This window comes from Rhodococcus pseudokoreensis, from assembly GCF_017068395.1.
In the GTDB taxonomy this organism is placed as follows: Bacteria; Actinomycetota; Actinomycetes; order Mycobacteriales; family Mycobacteriaceae; genus Rhodococcus_F; species Rhodococcus_F pseudokoreensis.
The window spans coordinates 1,165,652-1,189,814 of sequence record NZ_CP070619.1 but is presented as its reverse complement, the minus strand read 5'-3'; the positions used below and the strand labels follow the sequence as shown (position 1 = coordinate 1,189,814).

Here is a 24,163-nt window from a genome sequence, read left to right as displayed (position 1 = left end):
GACGTGAACGGCGGGGCGCAGGCCGTAAGCCTGCGCCCCGCCCGAATCGATGTTCTCGGTGCTGTGGTTCACAGATCAGTGATGTGTTGCCAGCCCTCCGTGTCCGTGCATCCGGGAACTCATCATCGGCAACCCCGTGACAGCCACGACGACTGCCAGGACACCGACGACCCATGCGGTCCACGACGCGCCCGTGAATGCGTCGAAGTTCATCACCCACGGGGCGATGAACAGCAGCACTCCGAAGACGGCCATCGCGTACTCGGCCGCAGTCATCTCCGGGCGGGCCATATGGACGAGACCGGAGAGGGCCACGAGTACACCGAGGACGATGAGTGACCACATCGCGGCGTTGTTGGTGTCGAGCCATAACGGCGAGAGTGCCGCGAAGACTCCGATCACGATCGCCACCACATCTTGCATACGACTCCACGATCTCATGTCCGGCCTCCTCGAAATGGATTGTGTCCACCTCGAGTACACGCCTGATTGACCGCCCGATCAATACTTCACCCGTTGCATTCGGATAACGCGAACCGCAGGTCGGAGCATGTTTCGTGATCTTCGCTCGCGCTGTCGGTGACGTGTGGGACAGTGCCTTCGTGACTTCCACCGCAGACGACGTGAAGCGCGCTCTCGACGAGGTGTCGGACGAGGCCGACGCCGTCGCTCTGGCACGGTTCTTCAAGACCGGACCGGGGGAGTACGGGGAGGGCGACGTCTTCATCGGCGTGCGGGTTCCCCGGACGCGCAGCGTGGTCCGGGCGCACGCCGATCTGGACCTGCCGGAGGTGGAGGTACTGCTCGACAGCCCGGTGCACGAGCACCGACTGGCGGGGCTGCTGGTGCTCGTCGCGCAGTTCGACAGGTCGGCGAAGTCGGGCGACGACGCCCTCGGCGAGAAGATCGCGTCGTTCTACCTCGACCTGGTGATGCGGGGCCGGGTCGACAACTGGGATCTGGTGGACGCGTCCGCCGAGCGGATCCTGGGCGGGTGGCTGTTCGACCGGCCGCGGGACCTGGTGTACGAGTTGGCCGCGGACGACGACCTCTGGCGGCGGCGCGTCGCGCTGCTCACCACGTTCGGCTTCATTCGCCGGGGTGACGCGTCCACGACGCTCGAGGTCGCGGAGTCCGTCCTCGGTGATCGCCGCGACCTCACCCAGAAGGCGACGGGTTGGATGCTGCGGGAGGTCGGCAAGCGGGTCGACCGCGCCCTGCTGACCGGTTTCCTCGACCGGAACGCCGCGGCGATGGGCCGCACGGCCCTGACGTACGCGTGCGAGCACCTCACCGCCGAGGAGCGTGCGGGCTACCGCGCGATGCGCTGACCGGATTCCCGCTACATTCGGTGGCATGACTGCTCCCGCGCCCACCCGCCGTCGCCGACGTGTGGGGCTGATCCTCGGCGCGGTGGTCGCGGTGATCGCCGTCGTGGCGGGCGGGGTGCTGTGGCTGGCTCCTGACCGCTACCTGCCGTGGGACACCGCCGAATTCCCGGCCGTCGACACGACCGCCCTGTCACCGCAGCAGGCGCGGATCGTCGGGCTGCTCGAGGCCGAACACGGCACGCAGCGACCGGGGACGTTCTACTCCGAAGGGGTCGAGGAGCCCTGGTGCGCGGACTTCGTCAGCTGGATCATGCGGGAAGCGGGCCTGCCGCTGTCGAATCCGAATTCCGGGCACTGGCGGATTCCGGGTGTCTACACGTTGCAGGAGTACTACGAGTCGCAGTCGCGGTTCCAGGAGGTCGGCGGCGGGTACCGCCCGGCCGTCGGGGACGTGGTGCTCTACGACAACAGCAGCTGGGTCGGCCAGCACACCAACATCGTCGTCGCCGTCGACGGCGACACCGCTACGACGGTCGGCGGCAACGAGTTCGGCCGGATCCGCGTGCACACGGTGGATTGGGCGAGCGACTCCGCCGTCGTCGGTTTCGGCCGGCTCGGGTGAGTGGCCCTCAGAATTCGATCTTGAGGTGGTCGGTGACCGGCCGGGCCTGGCAGCCCAGGATGTAGCCGCTCTCGATGTCCTCGGGGTCGAGGATTTCGCTGTTCTCCATCTCGACCTTGCCTTCGAGCACGGTGCACGCGCAGGACCCGCATTCGCCTTCCTGGCAGGAGTAGGGCACGTCGATTCCCTCGGCCAGCATGATGTCGACGAGGGTCTGCTTGCGGGGCCAGCTCAGGTTGTGGATCTCGCCGTCGAGTTCGACCTCCACGGTGGCGGCGTCGGCGGCCTCGTCCTCGGTGACCTCCACGACGTCGGCGTCCCGGAACGGGTCGCCGGCCAGCGAGTTGAACACCTCGGCGTGCACCTGCGTGCGCGGCATCCCGGCGTCGGCGAGAGCCTTGTGGATGGTGTCCATGAACGGCGCCGGCCCGCACATGAATGCCTCGTGCCCGAGGTAGGGGGCGACGGCGGAGGCGAGCTGGTCGACGCCGGGCAGTCCCTGGACCGTCTCGAGCCAGTGGATGGACACGAGCCGGGACGGGTACCGGCTCGCGAGTGTGCGCAGCTCCTCCGCGAAGATGACCGACTTCTCGTCGCGGTTGGCGTAGAAGAGGACGACCTTGCCGGACCCCTCGGTGAGGGCGGACTTGAGGATCGAGATCACCGGGGTGATGCCGCTGCCCGCCGCGAACAGCAGGAAGTCGTGGTCGAGCGACTTGGGGGTGAACACTCCGGACGGGGGGAGGACCTCGAGGGTGTCGCCGACGGCGACGTTGTCGCAGAGCCAGTTGGACCCGTACCCGTCGGCCGTCCGTTTGACGGTCACCTTGGGGGCGCCGTCGGTGAACGGCGAGCTGGCCAGCGAGTAGCAGCGGGCGACCGAGCCCGTGCGGTCGCTGGGGATGCGCAGGGTGAGGAACTGGCCCGGCTTGTAGGCGAACTTGCCTGCGAGGTCGGCCGGGACGTCGAAGACCAGTGACCGGGAATCGGGGGTTTCCTCGACCACGCCCGACACGGTGAGCACCACCGATCGTGAGCTGTGCGGCACCTCGACAGTCGTCATCGTGTGTGCAGTCCTTCCGTACTTCGCAGCGCCGGAACGCTCGCTTGCCTGTCCCAAGAATAGAACAGGTTCTAGTTTTTGCCTAGCTGTCCACTCCGTGCGGAGTGGACAGCCTACCGAGTGCCCACCTGTCCGGCTCGGCCCGGCCGCACCTGCCCGATCGGCCAGTTTGTCCGCCGCGGTCGGACGGTTCGGGCCCGCAGGTCTGTAACCGGGGCCCGAACTAGGTCACAGTGGTTTCCAGGTGAGACGCCGATCACATCACATTGCGTCCCCTTCCCCAACGCTTCAGATCCGACATCGACTAATCGAGGAGACGGCCATGGCCATCGAGCTCAACCAGATCTGGGACTTCCCCATCAAGGAATTCCACCCGTTCCCGCGGGCACTGATGGGAGTGGGCGCCCACGACATCATCGGCGTCGAGGCGAAGAACCTCGGATTCAAGAGGACCCTGCTCATGACCACCGGCCTGCGCGGCTCGGGCATCATCGAGGAGCTGGTCGGCAAGATCGAGTACCAGGGCGTCGAGGTCGTGCTCTACGACAAGGTCGAGTCCAACCCCAAGGACTACAACGTCATGGAGGCGGCGGCGCTCTACCAGAAGGAGAAGTGCGACTCGATCATCTCCGTCGGCGGCGGTTCGAGTCACGACGCCGCCAAGGGCGCCCGCGTCGTGGTCGCGCACGACGGCCGCAACATCAACGAGTTCGAGGGATTCGCGAAGTCCACCAACAAGGAGAACCCGCCCCACATCGCCGTATCCACCACGGCCGGTACGGGTTCGGAGACCTCGTGGGCGTACGTCATTACCGACACGTCGGACATGAACAACCCGCACAAGTGGGTGGGCTTCGACGAGGCGACCATCGTGACCCTCGCGATCGACGACCCGCTGCTCTACTACACCTGCCCCCAGCACTTCACCGCGTACTGCGGATTCGACGTCCTCGCGCACGGCAGTGAGCCGTACGTGTCGCGCCTCGACTTCGCGCCGTCGCTCGGGAACGCCCTGTACTCGGTGGAACTCGTCGCGAAGAACCTGCGGGAGGCCGTGTTCGAGCCGCGCAACCTCAAGGCCCGCGAGGGAATGATGAACGCGCAGTACATCGCCGGGCAGGCCTTCAACTCCGGCGGCCTCGGCATCGTGCACTCCATCTCGCACGCGGTCAGCGCGTTCTTCGACAGCCACCACGGGCTGAACAACGCGATCGCCCTGCCCCGCGTCTGGGAGTACAACCTGCCGTCGCGGTACGAGCGCTACGCCCAGCTGGCCGGCGCGCTCGGCGTCGACACCCGCAACCTCACGACGGTGCAGGCCGCGGACGCGGCGGTCGAGGCCGCCATCCGCCTGGCGAAGGACGTCGGCATTCCCGACAACTTCGGTCAGGTGCGCACCGACTCGTACGAGAAGAACCAGATGAACACGAAGAAGTACGAGGGTCGCGGCGACACCATCCGCGGTGACGAGAAGACCGTGCGTGCCATCTCCGAGCACATCCAGGGCGACTGGTGCACGCCGGGCAACCCGCGCGAGGTGACGGTCGAGTCGATGATCCCCGTGGTCGATCACGCGATCAACAGCGCGTACTGACCGATCCGATGACTCGCGTCCGGGGCGGGCGCCTCACCCCAGCCCGGCCCCGCCCCGGATGCGTTCCCACCACCCTGCTGACGAAGGACGGATGCCCCGATCATGACTGCACCGCACACAGCCCCGGAACCGGAGGACGTCCGCTTCGCCGACGGCGCGGAACTGAAGGAGGCGCTGCGCGAGGTCGACTACATCGCCGACGACGAGTTCGCGGTGGTCGTCCACCTGGCGACCGCGCTCGAACGCCCGCTGCTGCTGGAGGGGCCTGCCGGTGTCGGCAAGACGGAGCTGGCGAAGTCGCTGGCCGAGGCGTCGGGGCGCAAGCTCGTCCGGCTGCAGTGCTACGAAGGTCTCGACGACAACCGGGCGCTGTACGAGTGGGACTACGCGAAACAGCTTCTGCACGTGCAGATGCTGCGTGACCGCATCGGGGAGAAGCTGGCCGCGTTCGACGACATCGCCGACGCGTCGAAATTCCTGGCAGCCCAAGATTTCGGGCTGTACTCGGAGCACTTCCTGTCGGTGCGCCCCCTGCTCGAGGCGATCCTGTCGCCGGAACCGGTGGTGCTGCTCGTCGACGAGGTGGACCGCACCGAGGAGTCGATGGAGGCGTTGCTCCTCGAGGTTCTCGCCGAGGGGCAGATCACCATTCCCGAAGTGGGGACGTTCACCGCCCGTTCGGCGCCGTGGGTGATCCTGACGTCCAACGACACTCGCGAACTGTCGCCGGCACTCAAGCGTCGCTGCCTGCACTACCACCTCGGCTATCCGACGCCTCAGCGTGAGCGGGACATCGTGACGGCCAGGGCGCCCGAGGTCGAGGACGCCGTCGCGGCGGACGTGGTGGATCTGGCGCGCACACTGCGGGAGTTGCCGCTCCGCAAGAGTCCGTCCATCGCGGAAGTCATCGACGCGGCCCGTGCGGCGGTGGTCCTGAAGTCGACCGGGGTGGCCGTGAGCGCGCAGGCCGCGGTCCGGGACATCCTGCTCACCGCCCTGCTCAAGTACACCAGCGACGTCGAACTGGCCCGCACCCGGCTGTCCGGCGAACAGCCGCTGCCGTCGGACGACGCGGATACCGCTCCGGCGGGGCCCGCGGAGCGGGTGACGGTCGCATCGCGGCCGGCCAACACGACAACCGCCGTGTTCCGCGGACGCGGTGGTCGCGACCGCGGCGGCATCGGCGCGGGCCGCCAGGGCGGGCGCTGACGATGCTCCACCCGGCGCCCGATCCCTCCCCGTCCCTTCCCGCACAACTCCTCGACGTGCTCGCGGCGTCGTTCGGAAAGGTGTTGCGCCGCTACGGCGTCGCCGCGTCTCCCGCCGAGGTCATCGAGGTTCGCCGGGTCTTCGGGCTGGTCGGGGGCCGGGACCCCGCCACGCTGCGGGCGTCGCTGCGCGCGGTGTGCGCGAAGTACACGTACGAGCAGCAGGGTTTCGACCGCGCCTTCGACGTGTTCTTCGGGGCGGTCGCCGACGCTGCTCCCGGCGCGCGGCCGCCGTCCCGGGCCGAGTTCGCGGAGGGCCTGCCGTCCGCGCTGGAAGTGGCGGACAACGCGGAGACCGCACGGTACGCGGAGTACAACGAGCGCGCCGCCGAGGTCGGCGACCACTTCGACACCCCCGAGGCGGAGAAGGGGTTCAACCCCCACAAGGACGACGACGACGTCAGCATGACGTCGAGCGACGCAGACCTGTCCGTCGATTCGGAAGCCGAGTCCGGGCGACGCGGTGTCACGTACACCGTCGAGGTCGAGCGGGCGGCGAGCACCGCCGTCGGTGATCTGGCGTCGTCGACGAGCGGAGCCGTCGTCGGATCGCTGTCCTGGGACGATCCGGAGTCGATCCTCGCGTGGCTCGACGCCTACGACCCGAGCAAGGTCTACGCCGATTCCGGCGGGGCCGAGCCCCTCACTGCGGCCCAGCTGAACCGGCTCGCGGAGGCGGTGGAGGCATTCGTCGGCGCGCTGGCGGACGCCCGCGACCTCTCGTCGGGACCGGTGCCTGCAGCGGCCGGGACCGCGAGCGGTCCGGTGGCGGCCACGTCGCGCGCCGAGGTGAATCAGGCGTGCTACGAGGTGCTTCGGCGGATGCGCGGGCCGTCACGTCCCCGCCCGCGCGAACTGGCGCGGGGCCGCCTCGACATGCGCCGCACCGTGCGCGCCAGCCTGCGGACCGAGGGCGTCCCGTTCCACCTCATGGTGAAGGCGCCGCGCCCGGACCGCGTGCGGGTGCTGATTCTCGCGGACGTGTCGCTGTCGGTGCGCCCCGTCACCGCATTCACGCTCCGGCTGGCGCAGGCCATGCACCGCCGGGCGAGCCGCTGTCAGGTGCTGGCGTTCGTCGACCGGCCCGTCGACGTCACGGACACCCTCCTCGCCGGCACCGACGACGACGCGCTCGCCTCGGTGCTCGCCGACCCCCGCATCGATCTGGAGGCGAGCAGCGACTACGGCCGGGTGTTCACCGACGTGCTGACCGAGTTCGGCACCGACGTGAACACCCGCACGTCGGTGATCGTCGTCGGCGACGGGCGGTGCAACGGCCTCCCGCCGGGCGTCGACGAGTTCGCCGAACTGCGACGCAAGGTGCACCGGCTCGCGTGGATCACGCCGGAACCCGAGCGGTACTGGAACCAGGCGTCGTGCGCGATGCCGGAGTACGCGGAGATTTGCGACCGCGTCGTCGTCGCACGCGATCCCGCCCAGCTGATGTCCCGCGCTGCCGAGCTGGGGCACGCGCTGCGGTGAGTACCTACCCGATCGGGTAGGTACCGTGCCTGTCCTTCGGTGGGTGTGAAGCCCTCTCCCGGGCCGTAGGGTCGAGGCCAAGGTTCTGTAATCTGGATCACATGAGCGCAGGTGTCGGGAGGAGTGTCGACTTGTCCGTGTCCTATCCGTCCACCCGCACCACCGCCCCCGGCAGGCTGGTGAAGTTCCACGCACCCGAGATCGTGTTCGGTATCGGGTCGATGGTCGAGGCCGCGCACGCCGTACTCCGCCTCGGCGGGGCACGGCCGATGCTCGTCACCGATCCGGGTCTGATCGAAGCGGGCTGGGCGTCGGAACTCGAGGATCAGCTCCGCGAACAGGGCCTCACCCCCGTTGTATGGAGTGCGTTGACACCCAACCCCAAGGACCACGAGATCGCGGCCGGCCACGACGCGTACCGCGAGGGCGAATGCGACGTTCTCGTCGCGCTGGGCGGCGGCTCGGTCATCGACGCGACGAAGGGCGTCGCGGTGCTCGCCGCGAACGGGGGCAACATCCTCGACTACGAGGGCGTGGACCAGGCGACCAGTCCGATCCCGCCGCTGGTGATGGTGCCGTCGACGTCGGGCACCGGCGCCGACGTGTCGCAGTTCTGCATCGTCACCGACACGAGGCGGGGCACCAAGATCACGATCATCGGCCGCGCGCTCGTCCCGGACGTCACGGTGATCGACCCCCGGCTGCTCACCACGATGCCGGAATGGCTCAACGCCGCGACCGGACTCGACGCCCTCACCCACGGCATCGAGGCGTTCGTGTCGCTGGCCCACAACCCGCTCACCGACCACCACGCGCTCCGCGCGGTCGGGCTCGTCACCGATACCCTCGTCCGCACCATCGAGGAGCCGATGGAGATGGAGTCGCGGGCCGTCATGGCGCAGGCGAGCCTGGAAGCCGGCCTCGCGTTCACCAACGCCATCCTCGGTGCCGCGCACGCGATGAGCCATCAGGTCGGGGGACTGCTCGACCTGCCGCACGGAGTCATCAACGGCATCCTTCTCCCGCACGTGATCCGGTTCAACGCCACCGACGACGCCACACCGTTCGTCGCCATCGCCGCCGCCCTCGGTCTCGAGGAACGCCGCGGAACACCCGAGGAGGCCGCCCTGGCCGTTGCGGACCGGGTGGAACGTCTCGCCCGGGAGGTCGGGGTTCCGAAAGGTCTGGGACAGCTGGGGGTTCGCGAGACCGACCTGTCACGTCTGGCCGAGTTCGCGCTCCGCGACGCGTGCATGTCCACCAACCCGCGGACGGCGACGCAGGAACAGATGGTGGCACTGTTCCGGACGGCGCTGTGAGCAGATGAACGCCCCCGACCTGTCGACGCTCACCGGACTGCGGTCCGGCAAACCGACGTTCTACCCCCAGTACCGTGGCGCCGCGGAACGCCTCGAACGCGTCGTCCACGCACTCGAACTCATCTCACGGGCCCTCGTCCGCACCGTCGAAGGTCCCGAGACGCTCATCTGCGCCGTCGCCGAGGCGGCGCGGGCCCATCTGGACGCGCGGTGGATCGCGTTCGCCCTCGCCGACGGCATGCTGCCCGACGCGGGCCCGCGCCGGCTGGTGCTGGGGCCGGACGCGACGCCGTTCCTCGTCGACAACGTGGAGGGCCCACCGCTGCCGGACGAGGTGGTGACGTGCCTGGCCGACATCCGGTCCGCCCGCACCGGCGGCGCTCCCGTCATCGACGCGCACCACGCGTTCGTGCCGATCGTCCTCGAGGGCGGGGTCGTGGGTGCGTTCGCGGCCTGGACGGCCGAGCACCGCACCCTCGACACCACCGACGGCGCGGTCCTCAGCATCCTGGCGAGTCAGACCGCCGTGGCACTGCAGAATTCGGCGCTGTACCAGCGGGGCCAACTTCTGCTCGAACGGGCCGAGCACGCGTACTCGGAGGCCCGCCGAACCGCCTCCGACCTCGCGGTGCGCAATGCCGAACTCGAATCCACCCAGCGTCAACTCGGCGCGGCCCACCGGCACCAGGTGCTCGACGAGGAACGGCACCGGATCGCCCGCGAACTCCACGACAGCGTCACCCAGGCGGTGCTGTCGGCGGGCATGCAGATCGAGGTGTGCCGGAGCGGTGTTCCGGACGAGGAACGCAGCGAGAGGCTCGATCTCGCAAAGGAATTGACGCGTCGCGCGGTGGAGCAGTTGCGTTCGGCCATCTACGCGCTCAACCACTCCGGCGGTTCCGACCGGACGTCGCTGCCCGAGATGCTCGAACAACTCGGGGTGGTGCACATGCCCGACGAACTCGCCGTCACCGTCCGCGTCGGCGGCACCCCCGCCGAGCTGTCCAGCGAACGGGAGCACGCGCTGCTGAGGATCGCCGGCGAGGCACTGTTCAACGCGGCCGTCCACGCCAACGCGACCCGCGCCGTCCTGCGGCTCACGTACGCGGCGGATTCGGTGCTGCTCTCCGTGGCCGACGACGGCGACGGCGACCCCAAGCGGATGCGCCTGATGCTGCGGATGGCGGCGAACAACGACCTCGACGGGCACCACCGCGGGTTGGCGAACATGCAGGCCCGGGCAGTGGAGCTGGGCGGCACACTCGACGTGGCGCGGGCCAGGATCGGCGGAGTCCGGGTGGCCGCCCGCATTCCGTTACATTCCGACAGTGAGGTGGACCGATGACCCTACGAACCTCGGTGCGTGACCAGACCGGGTCCGCCCGCCCCACGTCGGTGGTGAAACTCGTGCTCGTCGACGACCACGCGATCCTCCGGCAGGGCCTGCGCTCCGTCCTCGAGCGGGAACCGGATCTCGAGGTGGTCGGCGAGGCCTCGTCCAGTCAGGAGGCGCTGGCCGTCGTCCGTGACGTCGCGCCCGACGTCGTGCTGATGGACCTGAAACTGTCGGCGGCCTCCGACTACGAGGGGCTGGCACTGTGCGCGCAGCTGTCCGCCGCGGACGGCAAGATGGGGTTGCTCGTGCTGACCACCTTCCTGGACGAGCAACTCGTCGTCCGCGCCATCCACGCCGGCGCCCGCGGATACGTGGTCAAGGACGTCGACACCACCGAACTGGTGCGCGCCATCCGCGCCGTGTCCCGCGGCGAGAGCGCCTTCGACTCCCGCAGCGCGTCCGCGGTGATCCGCTCGCTCAACGGTCAGACGACACCACGCGAAGGGCTCACCGAACGCGAACTCGAGGTCCTGCAACTCCTCGCCAAGGGGTTGTCGAACGCGAAAATAGGGGAGCGGCTGTTCATCTCCGCCACGACGGTGAAATTCCACGTCAGCAACATCATGCGCAAACTCGACGTCGGACGGCGCGCCGAGGCCGTCTACGAGGCGGGCAAGCTCGGCCTGATCTGATCCGGCCACGCCGCGGCCGCGACCGCAGAAACCCGTCGTGACCACCCGCGAACCGGCGTAGCGTCCCCATCATGGCTGCGATCTCGGTGGAGAATCTCGTCAAGACGTTCGGTCCGACCCGCGCACTCGACGGCCTCGACCTCGAGGTGGGGACGGGGGAGGTGCACGGATTCCTCGGACCCAACGGGTCCGGCAAGTCGACGACCATCCGGGTCCTGCTCGGCCTGCTGCGCGCCGATTCGGGCACTGCCACCCTCCTGGGCGGCGACCCGTGGCACGACTCGGTGTCGCTGCACCGTCGGCTCGCCTACGTACCCGGTGACGTGAACCTGTGGCCCAATCTCACCGGCGGTGAGGCGATCGACCTCCTCGCCGGGTTGCGTGGCGGACTGGACGAGCCCCGGCGCGCGGAACTGCTCGAACGGTTCGAACTCGATCCGACGAAGAAGGCGCGCACGTACTCGAAGGGCAACCGGCAGAAGGTCGCGCTGGTCGCCGCATTCGCCTCGGACGTCGAACTGTACGTGCTCGACGAACCCACGTCCGGGCTGGATCCGTTGATGGAGTCCGTGTTCCAGGACTGCGTCGAGGAGATGTCCGACGCGGGGAAGACGGTCCTGCTGTCGAGTCACATCCTCGCCGAGGTCGAGGCGCTGTGCGATCGGGTGAGCATCATCCGCGAGGGCCGCACGGTGGAGACCGGCACACTCGCGGAATTGCGGCACCTCACGCGCACGTCGATCACCGCCGAGACACAGCGGCCGGTGACCGGACTGGAGACCGTCGAGGGCGTGTACGACGTGCGGGTCGACGGCCTGCACACCCGATGCGAGGTGGACACCAGCACGATCGAGGGCGTGCTGCGCCACCTGCTGTCGTTCGGGATTGCGTCGCTCACGTCGACGCCCCCGACATTGGAAGAGCTGTTCCTGCGCCACTACGGCGACGAACTGGCCCGGGAGGGCGAGAACCACCGGCGGGCCGAGTCCGGGACGCAGGCACGATGAGCACGGTGACGGCGCCGGAGACCACCGGGCGCGGCCGCTACGCGGGCACCCCTCGGCTCGTGCGTCTGGCCCTGCGCCGCGACCGCATCCAGCTGCCGGTGTGGCTGCTCGCTCTCGCTGCGCTGCAGGCGTTCTCGGCGTCGAGTGTGCTCGGCCTGTATCCCACGGAGCCCGACCTACGCAGCTTCGCGATGGCCACTGCGGCGTCGCCGGTCGCGCTCGCCACGAACGGTCTCGTGTCGGGGTACAGCGCCGGTGCCGTGCTCGCCTGTCAGATCGTCATGCCGATGTCGCTGGCGGCGTGCCTGATGACCACCCTGCTGGTGGTGCGGCATACCCGTCAGAACGAGGAAACCGGCCGCGCCGAACTCGTCGAGGCCGCCGTGGTCGGCCGGAAGGCGCTGCTCACCGCCGCGCTGGTGGTCGCGGTCGGAGCCAACCTGGTCCTGGCGTTGCTCAACGTCGCCCTGCTGGTGGCAGCGGGTTTGCCACTCGACGGGTCGGTGGCGCTCGGTGCGGCGGTCGCGGGTGCCGGCATCGCGTTCGCCGCGATCGCCGCGGTGACCGCGCAGGTGACGGACAGCGCCCGCACCGCCAACGGACTCGCCGGGGCCGCACTGGGCGTCGCATTCCTGTTGCGCGCCGTCGGCGACATGACGGGGACGGTGACGGAAGGCGGCACCCGGGTCGTCAGTGGCTGGGCGACGTGGCTGTCGCCGATCGGCTGGGCCGAGCAGGTCCGCCCCTACGACGACAATGCCTGGTGGGTGCTGGCGCTGCCCATCGTGTTCGCACTCGCGGTCGGGTCCGTCGGATTCGCTCTCACGGAGCACCGGGACATCGGCTCGGGGCTCGTCCCGACCCGCCCGGGTCCCGCCCGCGCGTCCCGCTCACTGCCGACGGCGGTCGGATCGGCGTGGCGGATGCAACGGATGATCCTGTTCTGGTGGGCTTTCGGGATCGTCGTCCTCGCCCTGGTGTACGGCGCGATCGCAGACCAGATCGACGACTTCCTCGGCGAGGGCGAGCAGGTCGCCGACATGATGGAACAACTCGGCGGCGGCACGACCGACATGGTCGACGCCTACTTCGCCGCCATCTTCGGGATCATGGCGATCGCGGTGGCGGGCTACGCCGTGCAGGCGCTGCTCCGGATGCGCGGTGAGGAGGCGGCGGGGCGACTCGAACCCGTTCTGGCGACCGCGGTCTCGCGTCCTCGGTGGATGCTGGCGCACGTCGGCCTGGTCACGGTGGGCATCGTCGTCCTCCAGGCGCTGACCGGCGCGGCGACCGGCCTCGCGTACGGCCTCGTGTCCGGAGACGTGCCGGGAAAGGTCGTGAACCTCACGGGCGCCGCCCTCGTCTTCGTGCCGGCGATCGCGGTGGTCGCGGCGTTGGCGGTGCTGGCGTTCGGCGGCTTCCCGACCTGGTCGGCCGGACTGTCCTGGGGCGTGCTCGCGCTCTGCCTGATCTTCGGATTCCTCGGATCGCTGCTCGGGTTGCCGCAGACGGTCCGCGACCTGTCGCCGTTCACACACGTCCCCGCCCTTCCCGCCGCGGAAGTCACGGCCGCCCCGCTGATCTGGCTCGCGGCGATCGCCGTCGTCGCCGGTGCCGCCGGAGTGGCGCTGTTCCGGCGGCGGGATCTCACGAATTCCTAGCGACCGGGTGGTGGGATCTGCGATCCGGAGCCACGGCGCATCCCACTCGTCATCGGACTCGGGCACCGCTGACAGCACGGCGCCGACGCGCGCCTTTGCTCAGCGTGTGTCCGACTGCTAGAGTCGAACAAAGTTTCGAATAACCTCGGGGGAGGGCTGGTCGTGGGGGAAGTGGTGGCACCGGATCTGGAGGAGTTGCGGGCGTTCACGACGCGGTTGCGGTGTGTGGAGGCGTGTGGTGATGCCGGGTTGGGGATCGAGTGGCTCGACGCGGTGGAGTCGTTGAAGTCGGTGGGGTGTGCGGTGCAGGCGGTGGTCACGGATGATGTCGCCACCTGTATGCGGGAGGATCGGAAGGCCCGTGGGTTGCCTCGGGTGGAGTGGGACCGCGGTATCGCCTCGCAGATCGCGTTGGCGCGCAGGGAGTCCCCGAACCGTGGTGGCCGGCATCTGGGTTTCGCGCAGGCGGTGGTGCACGAGATGCCGCACACGTTGGCGTTGTTGCGGTCGGGTCGGTTGAACGAATGGCGCGCCACCCTGTTGGTGCGGGAGACGGCGTGTTTGTCGGCGGCGGATCGCGCGGTGGTGGATCGGCGGTTGTGTTCGGACCCGGACGTTCTCGACGGCGTCGGTGACCGCGGCCTGGTGGCGAAGGCGAAGGCCCTCGCGGTGGAACTCGACGCGGCCGCGGTGGTGGCCCGGTACCGCACGGCGGTGTCCGAGCGCCGGGTGACGACGCGGCCGGCGCCGGATTCGATGGCGTATCTGAGTGTGCTGCTGCCGATGGAGCAGGCAGTCTGCCTGCAGGCGACGTTGGGTCGTGATGCGGACAGTCTCATCGCGACCGGGGACAGTGGCGGCCGCACCCGGAATCAGCTGATGGCGGATTTGTTGTTCGACCGCGGCACCGGGGCCTCGGTCACCGATGGGGTGCCGGTGGCGGTGAATCTGGTGATCTCCGACGAGGCGTTGTTGGCGGGCGAGAACGAGGCCGCGGATGTGGCGGGGTTCGGTCCGGTGCCGGCGGGGATCGCCCGGCAACTGGTCGCGGCTGCCCTCGATGGTGATACCGCGGTGACCTTGCGAAACGTGTACTCGTGTCCGCTGTCGGGGGCGTTGACGGCGATGGAGTCGCAGGCGCGGATGTTCCCGAAAGGCTTGCGGAAGTTGATCGACCTGCGGGACCGCACGTGCCGCACCCCGTGGTGTGATGCGCCGATCCGCCATCACGACCACATCCTGTCCCGCCGCAACAAGGGTGCCACCACCGCACACAACGGGGCCGGTTTGTGCGCGGCCTGCAATTACGCGAAGGAAGGCGACGGCTGGACCGCCCGCCCCGTCAGGCGGCACGGCCGCACGCATCTCTTCGACCTCGGCACCCCGACCGGACATCACTACCGGTCCGCGGCCCCGCGGCTGCCGTCCGCGGCACGACGGTCGGAAATCGAAGCGATTCTGATCGCGCACCTCCGAGCGTCATGAGGAGGTCAGCAGTCGATGACGAGCCAGCCGCCGTGGTGCTCGAACACCTCGAACGGGCGTCCCGTCGATTCGCCGAGTTCGGTGAGCGACGGGGTGTCGAAGGTGCGGATGTGGCCGTGGCAGGCCGTTGCCTCGTTCTCGTAGGGGACGGCGACGACAACCCGTTCGCGCGCGACACGGAGGGCCTCGGATATCACTGCGGCGCCGATGTTTTCGTCGACGTGCTCGAGGAGGTGGATGGCGGTGACGGTGTCTGCGCTGTCGTCGGGGACCGGCACATGCGCGGCGTCGCACACGACGGTGCGCAGATCGAGTCCGAGTTCCGGTGCCACGGCATCGAGGAGGGTCATGGTGCCGGGGAGGATGTCGGTTGCCGTGACGGACCGCCCGGCGCGGGCGAGTCGCAACGGGAGGAAGCCGAAGCACGACCCGAGATCGAGGACGGAGCCGCGGACCAGTTGTTCCGCCTTCTCGTGGATCGGTGCGAAGTCGGCGGTGCCGTCGAGCAGTTCGCCGAGGGAGTTGCGGTAGTAGACGGTCCACGCCTCGAGCGCACCGTCGACGGTGGAGCGCACCAGTCCGACCATGGTCGATTCGAATTCACCCTGACCGAAGTCGGCGTCCTCGATGGACGCGGTGACCGAGGCGACGAGTCTCTCGCTCAGATCCTCGGGTGTCAGGGCATGTGTGACCCGTAACAGGTCGCCGTTGCGGGTGAGGGTGAGCGGCCCGTCCGCGACCCGCTCGACCGTGACGTGGCCGTGTGACCACAGCCCGGGTTCGCACGGGGCGAGAGAGTCGAACGCGGGCGTGTCGAGAGTGGAAGTCATTCGAAGCAACCTTGCCGAGAGGTGATGGCGGGAGTGGGTCAGGTTCGGGTGTGGGGCTCGCCGAGGGAACTCAGCCCATCGTAGAGCGATTGCATGCCGCTGGCGAGTAGTTCGTTCAGTTCGAGCGAATCGTCGTCGAGCCACTGCTCGTACGCCGACATGGCAACGCCGAGTAGGAGATAGCCGACGGTCCGCGGAACGTGGTCGGTCGGTGAGGTTCCGAGCCGGCTCGCGACGTACTCGGCGATGACGTTGCGCCACCCTTCGTACATCACCACCGAATACGCCTGCAGGGCGGGCACTCGCAGGATCAGCCCCATGCGTTTGCGGTGGTTGACTTCCTCGCTCTCGGGAAAAGCGTTGAACTCCAAGAGTGCTGCGGTGAGCCCGTCGACGATCGGGATGTCGCCGGGTTGCGCGGCGAGTTGAGCGCGCATTTCGGCGAGGTGGGCGTCGAAGTCGCCCCACGGGATCGCGTTCTTGGACGGGAAGTAGCGGAACAGGGTGCGGCGGGCGATGCCGGACGCCTCGGCGACTTCGTCGACGCTGGTGGCGTCGAACCCCTGTTCCGTGAACAACTCGATCCCGACGGTGCTGATCCGATCCTGCGTCGTGGACGGGCGTCGCCCTATCCGACTGGATGGTTTTCGCCGACTTCTCAACTTTCGTACCCTCCCGAGCTGTCATTCTGCACTCGATGCCATTACAGTGGTGAGGCGAGTCACAGGAATGGTCACCTATGACGGGGAACATCCCTCCGGCTCGCGCCGTATCACCGAACAGTAGGAGGAAATCATGTCGGATCGCGACAACAACGTGCTGGAAAACGACTTGGTCGAGGAATCCCTGGTGGAAGAGGTCTCGATCGACGGCATGTGCGGCGTGTACTGATCATGTCCGCTCCAGCATCTGCTTCAGTGACCGGCAACGCCGGTATCGATCTCGATGTGGGCTGGAAGCTTCATCCGCAGGTGGCGCTGCGTCCCGAACCTTTCGGGGCGCTGCTCTACCACTTCGGGACGCGCAAACTGTCGTTCCTGAAGAACCGCACGATCGTCGCGGTGGTCGAATCGCTTCCCTCACACGCCGACGCCCGGTCCGCACTGCGGGCGCAGGGTATCGGGGACGACGCGGCCGCGCAGTACGCGCGAGCGCTCGGCACGTTGGCCGAGTCGCACATGATCGTCCCCGCCTGACCAGCTCTCTTCACCCCGTACCAGAGGACACAGCCCATGACCTCCATGCTCGAAAGGCCTTCCGCGGTGACAACCCCCGTCGCTTCGCTCGCCCCGGTCGGCCGCCTCGTCGACCAGTTCGAACTCGGTCTCGACGCCCCGATCTGCCTGACCTGGGAGTTGACCTACGCGTGCAACCTGTCGTGTGTGCACTGTCTGTCCTCTTCGGGCCGGCGTGACCCGCGGGAGTTGAGCACCGAGCAGTGCAAGTCGATCATCGACGAACTGCAGCGTATGCAGGTGTTCTACGTGAACATCGGTGGCGGCGAGCCGACGGTCCGCTCGGACTTCTGGGAGCTGGTCGACTACGCGACCGCTCACCAGGTCGGGGTGAAGTTCTCCACGAACGGGGTGAAGATCGACAAGAAGGTCGCCGCCCGGCTCGCGGCCAGCGACTACGTCGATGTGCAGATCTCCCTCGACGGTGCGACGGCCGAGGTCAACGACGCCGTCCGTGGTCCGGGTTCGTTCGCGATGGCGGTGCGGGCACTCGAGAATCTGTCCGAGGCCGGTTTCAAGGACGCCAAGATCTCCGTGGTGGTCACCCGGCACAACGTGTCCCAGCTCGACGACTTCAAGGCGCTGGCCGACAAGTACGGCGCCACCCTGCGCATCACCCGGCTGCGACCGTCGGGGCGCGGCGCGGACGTGTGGGACGAACTGCATCCGACGCAGGCGCAGCAGCGCGAGCTGTACAACTGGCTGGTGGCCAACGGCGAGGGTGTGCTCACCGGCGACTCCTTCTTCCACCTGTCCGCCTACGGCGACGCGTTGCCCGGCCTGAACCTGTGCGGCGCCGGCCGGGTGGTGTGCCTGATCGACCCGATCGGCGACGTCTACGCTTGCCCGTTCGCGATCCACGACCAGTTCCTCGCCGGAAACATCGTCGCGGACGGCGGTTTCCAGCAGGTATGGCAGACGTCGGAGCTCTTCCAGGAGCTGCGGTCCCCGCAGACCGGCGGTGCGTGCAGCAAGTGCAACCATTACGACTCCTGCCGCGGCGGGTGCATGGCCGCGAAGTTCTTCACCGGCCTGCCGATGGACGGCCCGGACCCCGAATGTGTGATCGGCAACGGCGAACTGGCGTTGGCTGCTGCGGGGGAGATCCCGAAATCCAGTGTCGACCACTCCCGCACCGGCCAGCGCCGGACTCCGCGGGCGCCGGTTCCGTTGACGCTGATGGTGCGTCCGCCGGCAAAGATTTGTGACGAGAACCCGCTTGCGGGCATGGACCAGACGTAACGACGTCTGCCGGGTACGAGAGGTATTTCCATGGGTAAGAATCCGTTCTTCGAGACGGTGGCCGAGGCTCAGCGACGCGCGAAGAAGCGTCTGCCGAAGTCGGTGTACGCGGCGCTGATCGCCGGTTCCGAGCGGGGCGTGACGGTCGACGACAACATCGCGGCGTTCGGCGAACTGGGGTTCGCCCCGCACGTGGTGGGGTTGTCCGACAAGCGTGAGCTGTCCACGACCGTGATGGGACAGTCGATTTCGCTGCCCGTCATCATCTCCCCGACTGGTGTGCAGGCGGTGCATCCCGACGGCGAGGTCGCTGTCGCGCGTGCGGCGGCGGCACGGGGCACGGCGATCGGCCTGAGCTCGTTCGCGAGCAAATCGGTCGAGGAGGTCACGGCGGCCAATCCTCAGACGTTCTTCCAGATGTACTGGGTCGGCAGCCGGGAGGTGCTGATCCAGCGGATGGAACGCGCCCGCGCCGCGGGGGCGACCGGACTGATCATCACTACCGACTGGTCGTTCTCGTACGGGCGTGACTGGGGTAGCCCGGCCATCCCCGAGAAGATGGACCTGAAGGCGATGCTGCAGTTCGCGCCGGAGGGAATCACCCGGCCGAAGTGGTTGTACGAGTTCGCGAAGACCCGCAAGATCCCGGATCTGACCACCCCGAACCTGGCGCAGCCCGGTCAGGAACCGCCGACGTTCTTCGGCGCCTACGGCGAGTGGATGCAGACGCCGCTGCCGACGTGGGACGACATCGCGTGGCTGCGTGAGCAGTGGGGCGGGCCGTTCATGCTCAAGGGTGTCATGCGGGTCGACGACGCCAAGCGGGCCGTCGACGCCGGCGTCACCGCGATCTCCGTGTCGAATCACGGTGGCAACAACCTCGACGGCACCCCGGCGCCGATCCGCGCGCTGCCCGCCATCGCGGAGGCCGTGGGCGATCAGGTCGAGGTGCTCCTCGACGGCGGCATCCGCCGCGGCAGTGACGTCGTGAAGGCCGTCGCGCTCGGTGCGCGTGCGGTGATGATCGGCCGCGCGTACCTGTGGGGTCTCTCGGCGAACGGTCAGGCCGGCGTCGAGAACGTCCTCGACGTCCTGCGCGGCGGTATCGATTCGGCACTGCTCGGGTTGGGCCACTCGAACATCCACGACCTCACCCCGTCCGACGTCGTGATGCCGCCCGGATTCGCCCGCGTACTCGGCGCCGAATCCTGAACCACGAACGGCGTAGATGTCTGCGCAACTGACAGACCCGATCACCCTGGCCGGACGCCACGCTCCGTCCAGGGTGCTTCTGGGTCCGCACCCCACCAATCTCGGTGCGGGTAGAGCACTGTCACCGCGTCACGTCGCGTACTACGAGCGCCGGGCGCGGGGCGGTGCGGGGATCGTCGTCACCGAGGTGGCGTCGGTCCATGCCTCCGACTGGCCGTACGAGCGGGCTCCGCTGGCGTCCGACTGCGTCGCCGGCTGGCGGGACGTGGTCGATGCCTGCCGCCCGCACGGCACATTGGTGCTGGCCGGGCTGGGACACACCGGACTGCAGGGGTCGAGCGCGTACTCACAGGCGGTGCTGTGGGGACCGTCGGGGATCGCCGACGTGATCTCCCGTGAGATGCCGATGCAGATGGAGCATGCGGAGATCGACAGCCTCGTCGACGGCTTCCGGGCCGGGGCCGCTGCGGCCGTCGCGGCGGACGTGGACGGTGTCGAAATCGACGCCGGACCGAGAGCGCTGCTGCGACAGTTCCTTTCGAACCTCACCAATGTGCGCGAAGACGAGTACGGTGCCGACCCGCTCCGGCCCATCCGCGAGGTCCTCGCCGCCGTCCGCGAAGAGCTGGGCCCCGGCCGGATATTGTCCCTGCGCCTGAGCTGCGACGAGGAGACGTCCTGGGCGGGGATCACGCCGTCGATCGCCGCCGGTCACGCACGGGATGTGGCCGACGCACTCGATCTGCTCGTGGTGGTCCGGGGCGGGCCGCTGTCGCCGAACGCGTACCGCCCCGACTTCCACCGGCCGCCGGCGTTCGGCACCGAACTCTGCCGCGGCATCCGCACGGCCGTCGCCGGCGCGGTCCCGGTCGTTCTGCAGGGCAGCGTCGTCGATCCGGCCGATGCCCGGCGGGCGCTGGACGACGGTGTCGCCGACGTCGTCGAGATGACGCGTGCCCAGATCGCCGATCCCGATCTCGTCGTCAAGATCCGCCGCGGTGCGGTGCCGCGGCCGTGCGTCCTGTGCAACCAGACGTGCCAGGTGCTCGATCCCCGCAACCCGGTCGTCACGTGCGTCGGCAATCCGACGGCCGGGCACGAGACCGTCGATCCCGAAGAGACGCTCGACCCCACCGAGGACGCCGCCGTGGTCGCCGGCACGGCACTGGTGGTCGGTGGTGGTCCGGCCGGTCTCGAGGCGGCGCGAGTGCTTGCGCTGCGAGGTCACCGGGTCACCGTGGCGGAGGCTTCGACACGGCTCGGCGGGATGGTGCGGGCCGCGGTCGGGGCGCCGCACCTCAGGGCGCTGACCGACTGGCTGGCGAACGAATGCCGCGGCCTCGGAGTCGAATTCCGTCTCGGCACCACGGTCTCCGAAGCCGAACTCGACGCCGCGGAACGAGACGGCGTGACGATGATCCTCGCGACCGGCAGCACGCCCAGGCCGCTGCCGTTCCCCGTCGAGGGAAGTGTCCGGTGTTTCGGCGCCGCGGATCTGCGGGTCGGTGACGAACCGGTCGAAGGACCTCACGTCGTCTTCGACCCGGTCGGCGGACCCGTCGGCGTGGCGGTCGCCGAATGGCTCGCGGCGCGGGGACGCGACGTGAGCATCGTGACCCAGGATTCCGTGGCCGGCTCACGACTCGGCCTGACCGGCGACCTCGCCGACGCCAACACCCGCCTGCAACGGGCCGGGGTGACGCGTCACCTCGACAGCCGCATCGTGTCGATCGACGGCGACGGAATGCGGTTACGCAACCGGTACACCGCCGAAGAGTCGGTGGTGCCGTGCGCCGTGCTGATCGACTGTTCGCATCGTCTCCCCGAGGACACGCTCGGCGCGACCCGCCCGGACGCGGTGCGGGCCGGCGACTGCGTGGCCCCCCGCACACTGCTCGAGGCGGTCCGGGAGGGCCGCACCGAGGCGCTGGCCGCGACCGCCCATCGGCGGTCCGAGTTCGATCACCATCCGTTCACCCTCGTCACCGAGAGATAGGACATTTCATGGGACAGTTCGACGACAAGGTCGCGTTCATCACCGGGGCTGCCCGTGGGCAGGGGCGGACGCACGCGGTGCGGTTGGCGCGCGAAGGTGCGGCGATCATCGCCGTCGACATCTGCGGACCGGTGTCGGAGTACAACACCTATGAGCCGGCGACGGCGGACGACCTCGCCGAGACGGTGCGACTCGTCGAATCCGAGGGCGGCAAGATCCTCGCCGAGCAGGCGGACGTGCGGGACAGCGCGCAACTGAAGGCTGTCGTCGACAGGGGAGTCGAACAGTTCGGCCGCCTCGACATCGTGATCGCGAACGCCGGGATCTGCAATTGGAACCGCTTCTGGGAGATGCCCGACGAGCAGTGGGAGACGCTGATCGACGTGAACCTCACCGGCGCGTGGAAGACGCTGAAGGCTGCGGTCCCGGCGCTGATCGAGGGTGGGCGCGGGGGGTCGATCATCGTGATCAGTTCCGTCGCCGGGATCAAACCGCTCCCGGGGCAGGCCAATTACGCCGCCTCCAAGTTCGGGCTCGTGGGACTCACCCAGACCGCGGCCAAGGAATTGGGCGAGTACGACATCCGCGTCAACTCCATTCACCCGTATGGGGTGAAGACCCCGATGGGCACCGATCCGGGCAGCCTGGTGATTCTCGAGAAGCACCCGCACTACCTGTCGAGCTTCGGCACCATCCTCACCGAACACCCGCTCGCCGACACCGACGACATCACCGACGCGGTGGTGTGGCTGGCCGGTGACGGTTCGCGGCGGGTCACGGGCAGCCAGGTCGCCGTCGACATGGGCAACACCAAGGTGTGAGCACCTCCGCGTACCGCCACCTGTTCACCCGATTGCGCCTGGGACCGCTGACCCTGCGCAATCGGGTGGTCTTCTCGGCGCACCTCACGGGGTACGCCGTCGACGGTCTCCCCACCGCCCAGCACGCCGCCTACTACGCGGCGCGCGCGAAGGGCGGTGCGGGCCTGATCATCTCCGAAGAGCACGCCACCCACCCGGGTGACTGGCCGTACGAGAAGGTGATCGCCGGTTACCGGCCGGAGGTGGTCCCGGGATACCGGCGGATCACCGACGCGGTCCACGCACACGGAGTCCCGATCCTCGCCCAGGTCAACCACAACGGCGGCCAGGGGTCGAGCATGTATTCGCGGCGACCGCTGTGGGCGCCGAGCGCCGTCGCCGACCCACTGTTCCGCGAAGTCCCCAAGGCGGTCGATCAGCGGGAGATCCGGGCCCTCGTCGACGGGTACGCGCGCGTCGCCGAGCACTGTGTCCGAGGCGGATTCGACGGCATCGAACTCCAGTGCTCGCACTCGTCGCTGGTGCGCAGTTTCCTCGCCCCCGCCACGAATCGGCGCACGGACCGCTACGGCGGGTCGCTGGCCAACCGGGCCCGGTTCCTCCTCGAGGTCGTCGAGGTCGTACGCGCGGCGATCGGCCCGGACCGCGCACTCGGGGTGAGGCTCGCGGGGGAGGACCTGTTCGACGGCGGGGTACACCTCGACGAGGCGGTGGAGGTGGCCGCCCTGCTGGAGGCGGACGGTCGGGTCGACTACCTCAACACGTCCATCGGCATGGCCACCGAGACGCTGCACATGATCGAGGCGTCGATGGCCGTCCCTCGCGGGTATGCGCTGTTCGTCCCCAATGCGATCCGGCAGCGGGTCGGACTTCCGGTGGTCGGTGTCGGACGGTTCTCGGATCCGCATCAGGCCGACCGGGCTCTCGACGAGGGGCACTGCGACCTGATCGGGGTGGTGCGCGGCCAGATCGCGGACCCGGACTTCGCGGCGAAGGCGCTGGCCGGCGAAGAGGACACCATCCGATCGTGCCTGGCGTGCAATCAGGAATGCATCGGACGCATGGGTCTCGGCCGGTGGCTCGGCTGCGTCGTCAACCCGCGTGCGGGCAGGGAATCGGTCCTGCTGCCCGAACCTGCCGTCCGCGGCAGGCGGGTCGTGGTGGTCGGCGGCGGACCTGCCGGGCTGAAGGCCGCCGCGACCGCCGCGCAGCGGGGGCACCAGGTGACGCTGTTCGAACGCGCCGCCGTCCTCGGTGGTCAGGTCCGGACGGCCGCCGTCGTCCCTGGGCGCCGCGAGTTCCTCGACCTCGTTCTCGACCTGGAAGCGGAATGCGTTCGGCGCGGTGTGGACGTGCGGACCGGCACCGACGCGACCGCCGAGGCGCTCGCGCAGGGACGACCCGACGTGGTGGTGCTCGCCACCGGGGCGCGTCCGCGCCGTCCGCGCTGGGCGGGTGCGTCGGGCCGGGTGGTGGATGTGCGGGACGTGCTGGAGGGTCGCGCGCATCCGTCCGGGTCGGTGCTGGTGGTCGACGAACTGGGATTCCATCAGGGCACGTCCGTCGCGGAGTTCGTTGCCGACGCCGGGTGTGCCGTCACGATCTGCACGCCGGGGATGATCGTCGGCCAGGATCTCGGGATCACGCTGGACGTCGAGGGATGGAACCGGCGGGCGCACGGCAAGGGCATCACCCAGGTGACGGACGTGGTGCCGACCGGGTGCGACGACGACGGTGGAGGCCGGATCGCGGTCACGCTGCTGCACCACCCGACCGGTGCGTCCCGTCGGCTCACCGTCGACTGGGTGGTGTCGTCCGCGCATCAGCAACCGGAGGACGGGCTCTGGAAACATCTGGCCGACAGCGGAATCGAGGTGCATCGCGTCGGCGACGCCCTGGCTCCGCGCCGCGCGCACTCCGCCGTCATCGAGGGGGAGCGGGTCGCGCTCGCGCTCTGACGCAGGCGG

22 protein-coding genes are annotated in these 24,163 nt (G+C 68.9%); 18 read left to right on the top strand and 4 right to left on the bottom strand.

Annotated elements, in window-relative coordinates; genetic code table 11:
- Positions 1-75: 75 nt before the first annotated feature.
- A complete protein-coding gene (locus tag JWS13_RS10925) occupies positions 76-441 on the bottom strand; it encodes an SPW repeat domain-containing protein (protein WP_201453167.1) in 366 nt (121 codons plus the stop codon).
- Between the two features lie 116 nt (positions 442-557).
- On the opposite strand from JWS13_RS10925, the gene JWS13_RS10920 reads away from it, so the two are divergent.
- Together JWS13_RS10920 and JWS13_RS10915 are read left to right on the top strand one after the other, a co-directional pair.
- Positions 558-1,331 (top strand): DNA alkylation repair protein, encoded by a 774-nt coding sequence (locus tag JWS13_RS10920; protein ID WP_206005562.1) that lies wholly within the window; start codon positions 558-560, stop codon positions 1,329-1,331.
- Between the two features lie 25 nt (positions 1,332-1,356).
- Entirely contained in the window at positions 1,357-1,953 is a 597-nt protein-coding gene (locus JWS13_RS10915) for a CHAP domain-containing protein (RefSeq protein ID WP_206005561.1), read from the top strand.
- 7 nt (positions 1,954-1,960) lie between these two features.
- Here JWS13_RS10915 and JWS13_RS10910 read toward each other — a convergent pair whose 3' ends face one another.
- The gene (locus JWS13_RS10910; protein ID WP_124392278.1) at positions 1,961-3,016 is read right to left on the bottom strand and encodes a ferredoxin--NADP reductase; all 1,056 of its coding nucleotides are present in this window, start codon (positions 3,014-3,016) and stop codon (positions 1,961-1,963) included.
- Between the two features lie 322 nt (positions 3,017-3,338).
- Between JWS13_RS10910 and mdo the strand changes: the two genes are divergently transcribed.
- The 9 genes from mdo to JWS13_RS10865 all read left to right on the top strand — a co-directional run bounded on the left by mdo (position 3,339) and on the right by JWS13_RS10865 (position 14,860).
- Positions 3,339-4,610 carry an NDMA-dependent methanol dehydrogenase gene (mdo, locus tag JWS13_RS10905; protein WP_072948386.1) on the top strand — a complete coding sequence of 424 codons (1,272 nt, stop codon included), beginning with the start codon at positions 3,339-3,341 and terminating at the stop codon, positions 4,608-4,610.
- A 102-nt stretch (positions 4,611-4,712) separates the two neighbouring features.
- Entirely contained in the window at positions 4,713-5,819 is a 1,107-nt protein-coding gene (locus JWS13_RS10900; RefSeq protein ID WP_160098326.1) for a MadB family AAA-type ATPase, read from the top strand.
- Between the two features lie 2 nt (positions 5,820-5,821).
- A complete protein-coding gene (gene madC / locus JWS13_RS10895; RefSeq protein WP_206005560.1) occupies positions 5,822-7,360 on the top strand; it encodes a MadC family VWA domain-containing protein in 1,539 nt (512 codons plus the stop codon).
- A gap of 131 nt (positions 7,361-7,491) precedes the next feature.
- A complete protein-coding gene (locus tag JWS13_RS10890) occupies positions 7,492-8,679 on the top strand; it encodes an iron-containing alcohol dehydrogenase (RefSeq protein WP_338050750.1) in 1,188 nt (395 codons plus the stop codon).
- 4 nt (positions 8,680-8,683) lie between these two features.
- Complete coding sequence (locus tag JWS13_RS10885) at positions 8,684-10,024, top strand: MadS family sensor histidine kinase (protein WP_206005558.1); 1,341 nt, start codon at positions 8,684-8,686, stop codon at positions 10,022-10,024.
- The gene (locus tag JWS13_RS10880) at positions 10,021-10,707 is read left to right on the top strand and encodes a MadR family response regulator transcription factor (protein WP_206005557.1); all 687 of its coding nucleotides are present in this window, start codon (positions 10,021-10,023) and stop codon (positions 10,705-10,707) included. The genes JWS13_RS10885 and JWS13_RS10880 overlap by 4 nt, the downstream gene beginning before the upstream one ends.
- A 71-nt stretch (positions 10,708-10,778) precedes the next feature.
- The gene (locus JWS13_RS10875) at positions 10,779-11,714 is read left to right on the top strand and encodes an ABC transporter ATP-binding protein (protein ID WP_206005556.1); all 936 of its coding nucleotides are present in this window, start codon (positions 10,779-10,781) and stop codon (positions 11,712-11,714) included.
- Entirely contained in the window at positions 11,711-13,375 is a 1,665-nt protein-coding gene (locus JWS13_RS10870; RefSeq protein ID WP_206005555.1) for an ABC transporter permease, read from the top strand. The genes JWS13_RS10875 and JWS13_RS10870 overlap by 4 nt, the downstream gene beginning before the upstream one ends.
- A gap of 162 nt (positions 13,376-13,537) precedes the next feature.
- Positions 13,538-14,860 (top strand): HNH endonuclease signature motif containing protein, encoded by a 1,323-nt coding sequence (locus tag JWS13_RS10865; protein WP_206005554.1) that lies wholly within the window; start codon positions 13,538-13,540, stop codon positions 14,858-14,860.
- Positions 14,861-14,865: 5 nt separating this feature from the next.
- On the opposite strand, the gene mftM is transcribed toward JWS13_RS10865, so the two are convergent.
- Both mftM and mftR read right to left on the bottom strand, forming a co-directional pair.
- On the bottom strand, positions 14,866-15,690 hold the full coding sequence (gene mftM, locus JWS13_RS10860) for a mycofactocin oligosaccharide methyltransferase MftM (protein ID WP_206005553.1): 825 nt from the start codon (positions 15,688-15,690) through the stop codon (positions 14,866-14,868).
- A 38-nt stretch (positions 15,691-15,728) separates the two neighbouring features.
- Positions 15,729-16,352: a mycofactocin system transcriptional regulator gene (gene mftR / locus JWS13_RS10855; RefSeq protein WP_206005552.1), complete on the bottom strand. Its 624-nt coding sequence runs from the start codon at positions 16,350-16,352 to the stop codon at positions 15,729-15,731.
- Between the two features lie 133 nt (positions 16,353-16,485).
- Between mftR and mftA the strand changes: the two genes are divergently transcribed.
- Genes mftA through JWS13_RS10820 form a run of 7 tightly spaced genes read left to right on the top strand, consistent with a single transcriptional unit; the run spans position 16,486 to position 24,154 of the window.
- On the top strand, positions 16,486-16,581 hold the full coding sequence (gene mftA, locus JWS13_RS10850) for a mycofactocin precursor MftA (protein ID WP_005573048.1): 96 nt from the start codon (positions 16,486-16,488) through the stop codon (positions 16,579-16,581).
- 2 nt (positions 16,582-16,583) lie between these two features.
- The gene (mftB, locus tag JWS13_RS10845; protein WP_167372162.1) at positions 16,584-16,886 is read left to right on the top strand and encodes a mycofactocin biosynthesis chaperone MftB; all 303 of its coding nucleotides are present in this window, start codon (positions 16,584-16,586) and stop codon (positions 16,884-16,886) included.
- A 36-nt stretch (positions 16,887-16,922) separates the two neighbouring features.
- Positions 16,923-18,167, top strand: coding sequence for a mycofactocin radical SAM maturase (gene mftC / locus JWS13_RS10840; protein ID WP_206005551.1), 1,245 nt, complete (start codon positions 16,923-16,925; stop codon positions 18,165-18,167).
- 30 nt (positions 18,168-18,197) lie between these two features.
- Positions 18,198-19,379 carry a pre-mycofactocin synthase MftD gene (mftD, locus tag JWS13_RS10835; RefSeq protein WP_206005550.1) on the top strand — a complete coding sequence of 394 codons (1,182 nt, stop codon included), beginning with the start codon at positions 18,198-18,200 and terminating at the stop codon, positions 19,377-19,379.
- A 16-nt stretch (positions 19,380-19,395) separates the two neighbouring features.
- Positions 19,396-21,375: a mycofactocin system FadH/OYE family oxidoreductase 1 gene (locus JWS13_RS10830; protein WP_206005549.1), complete on the top strand. Its 1,980-nt coding sequence runs from the start codon at positions 19,396-19,398 to the stop codon at positions 21,373-21,375.
- A gap of 8 nt (positions 21,376-21,383) precedes the next feature.
- Positions 21,384-22,196 (top strand): mycofactocin-coupled SDR family oxidoreductase, encoded by an 813-nt coding sequence (locus JWS13_RS10825; protein ID WP_206005548.1) that lies wholly within the window; start codon positions 21,384-21,386, stop codon positions 22,194-22,196.
- Positions 22,193-24,154 carry a mycofactocin system FadH/OYE family oxidoreductase 2 gene (locus JWS13_RS10820; RefSeq protein WP_206005547.1) on the top strand — a complete coding sequence of 654 codons (1,962 nt, stop codon included), beginning with the start codon at positions 22,193-22,195 and terminating at the stop codon, positions 24,152-24,154. The genes JWS13_RS10825 and JWS13_RS10820 overlap by 4 nt, the downstream gene beginning before the upstream one ends.
- Positions 24,155-24,163: the final 9 nt, after the last annotated feature.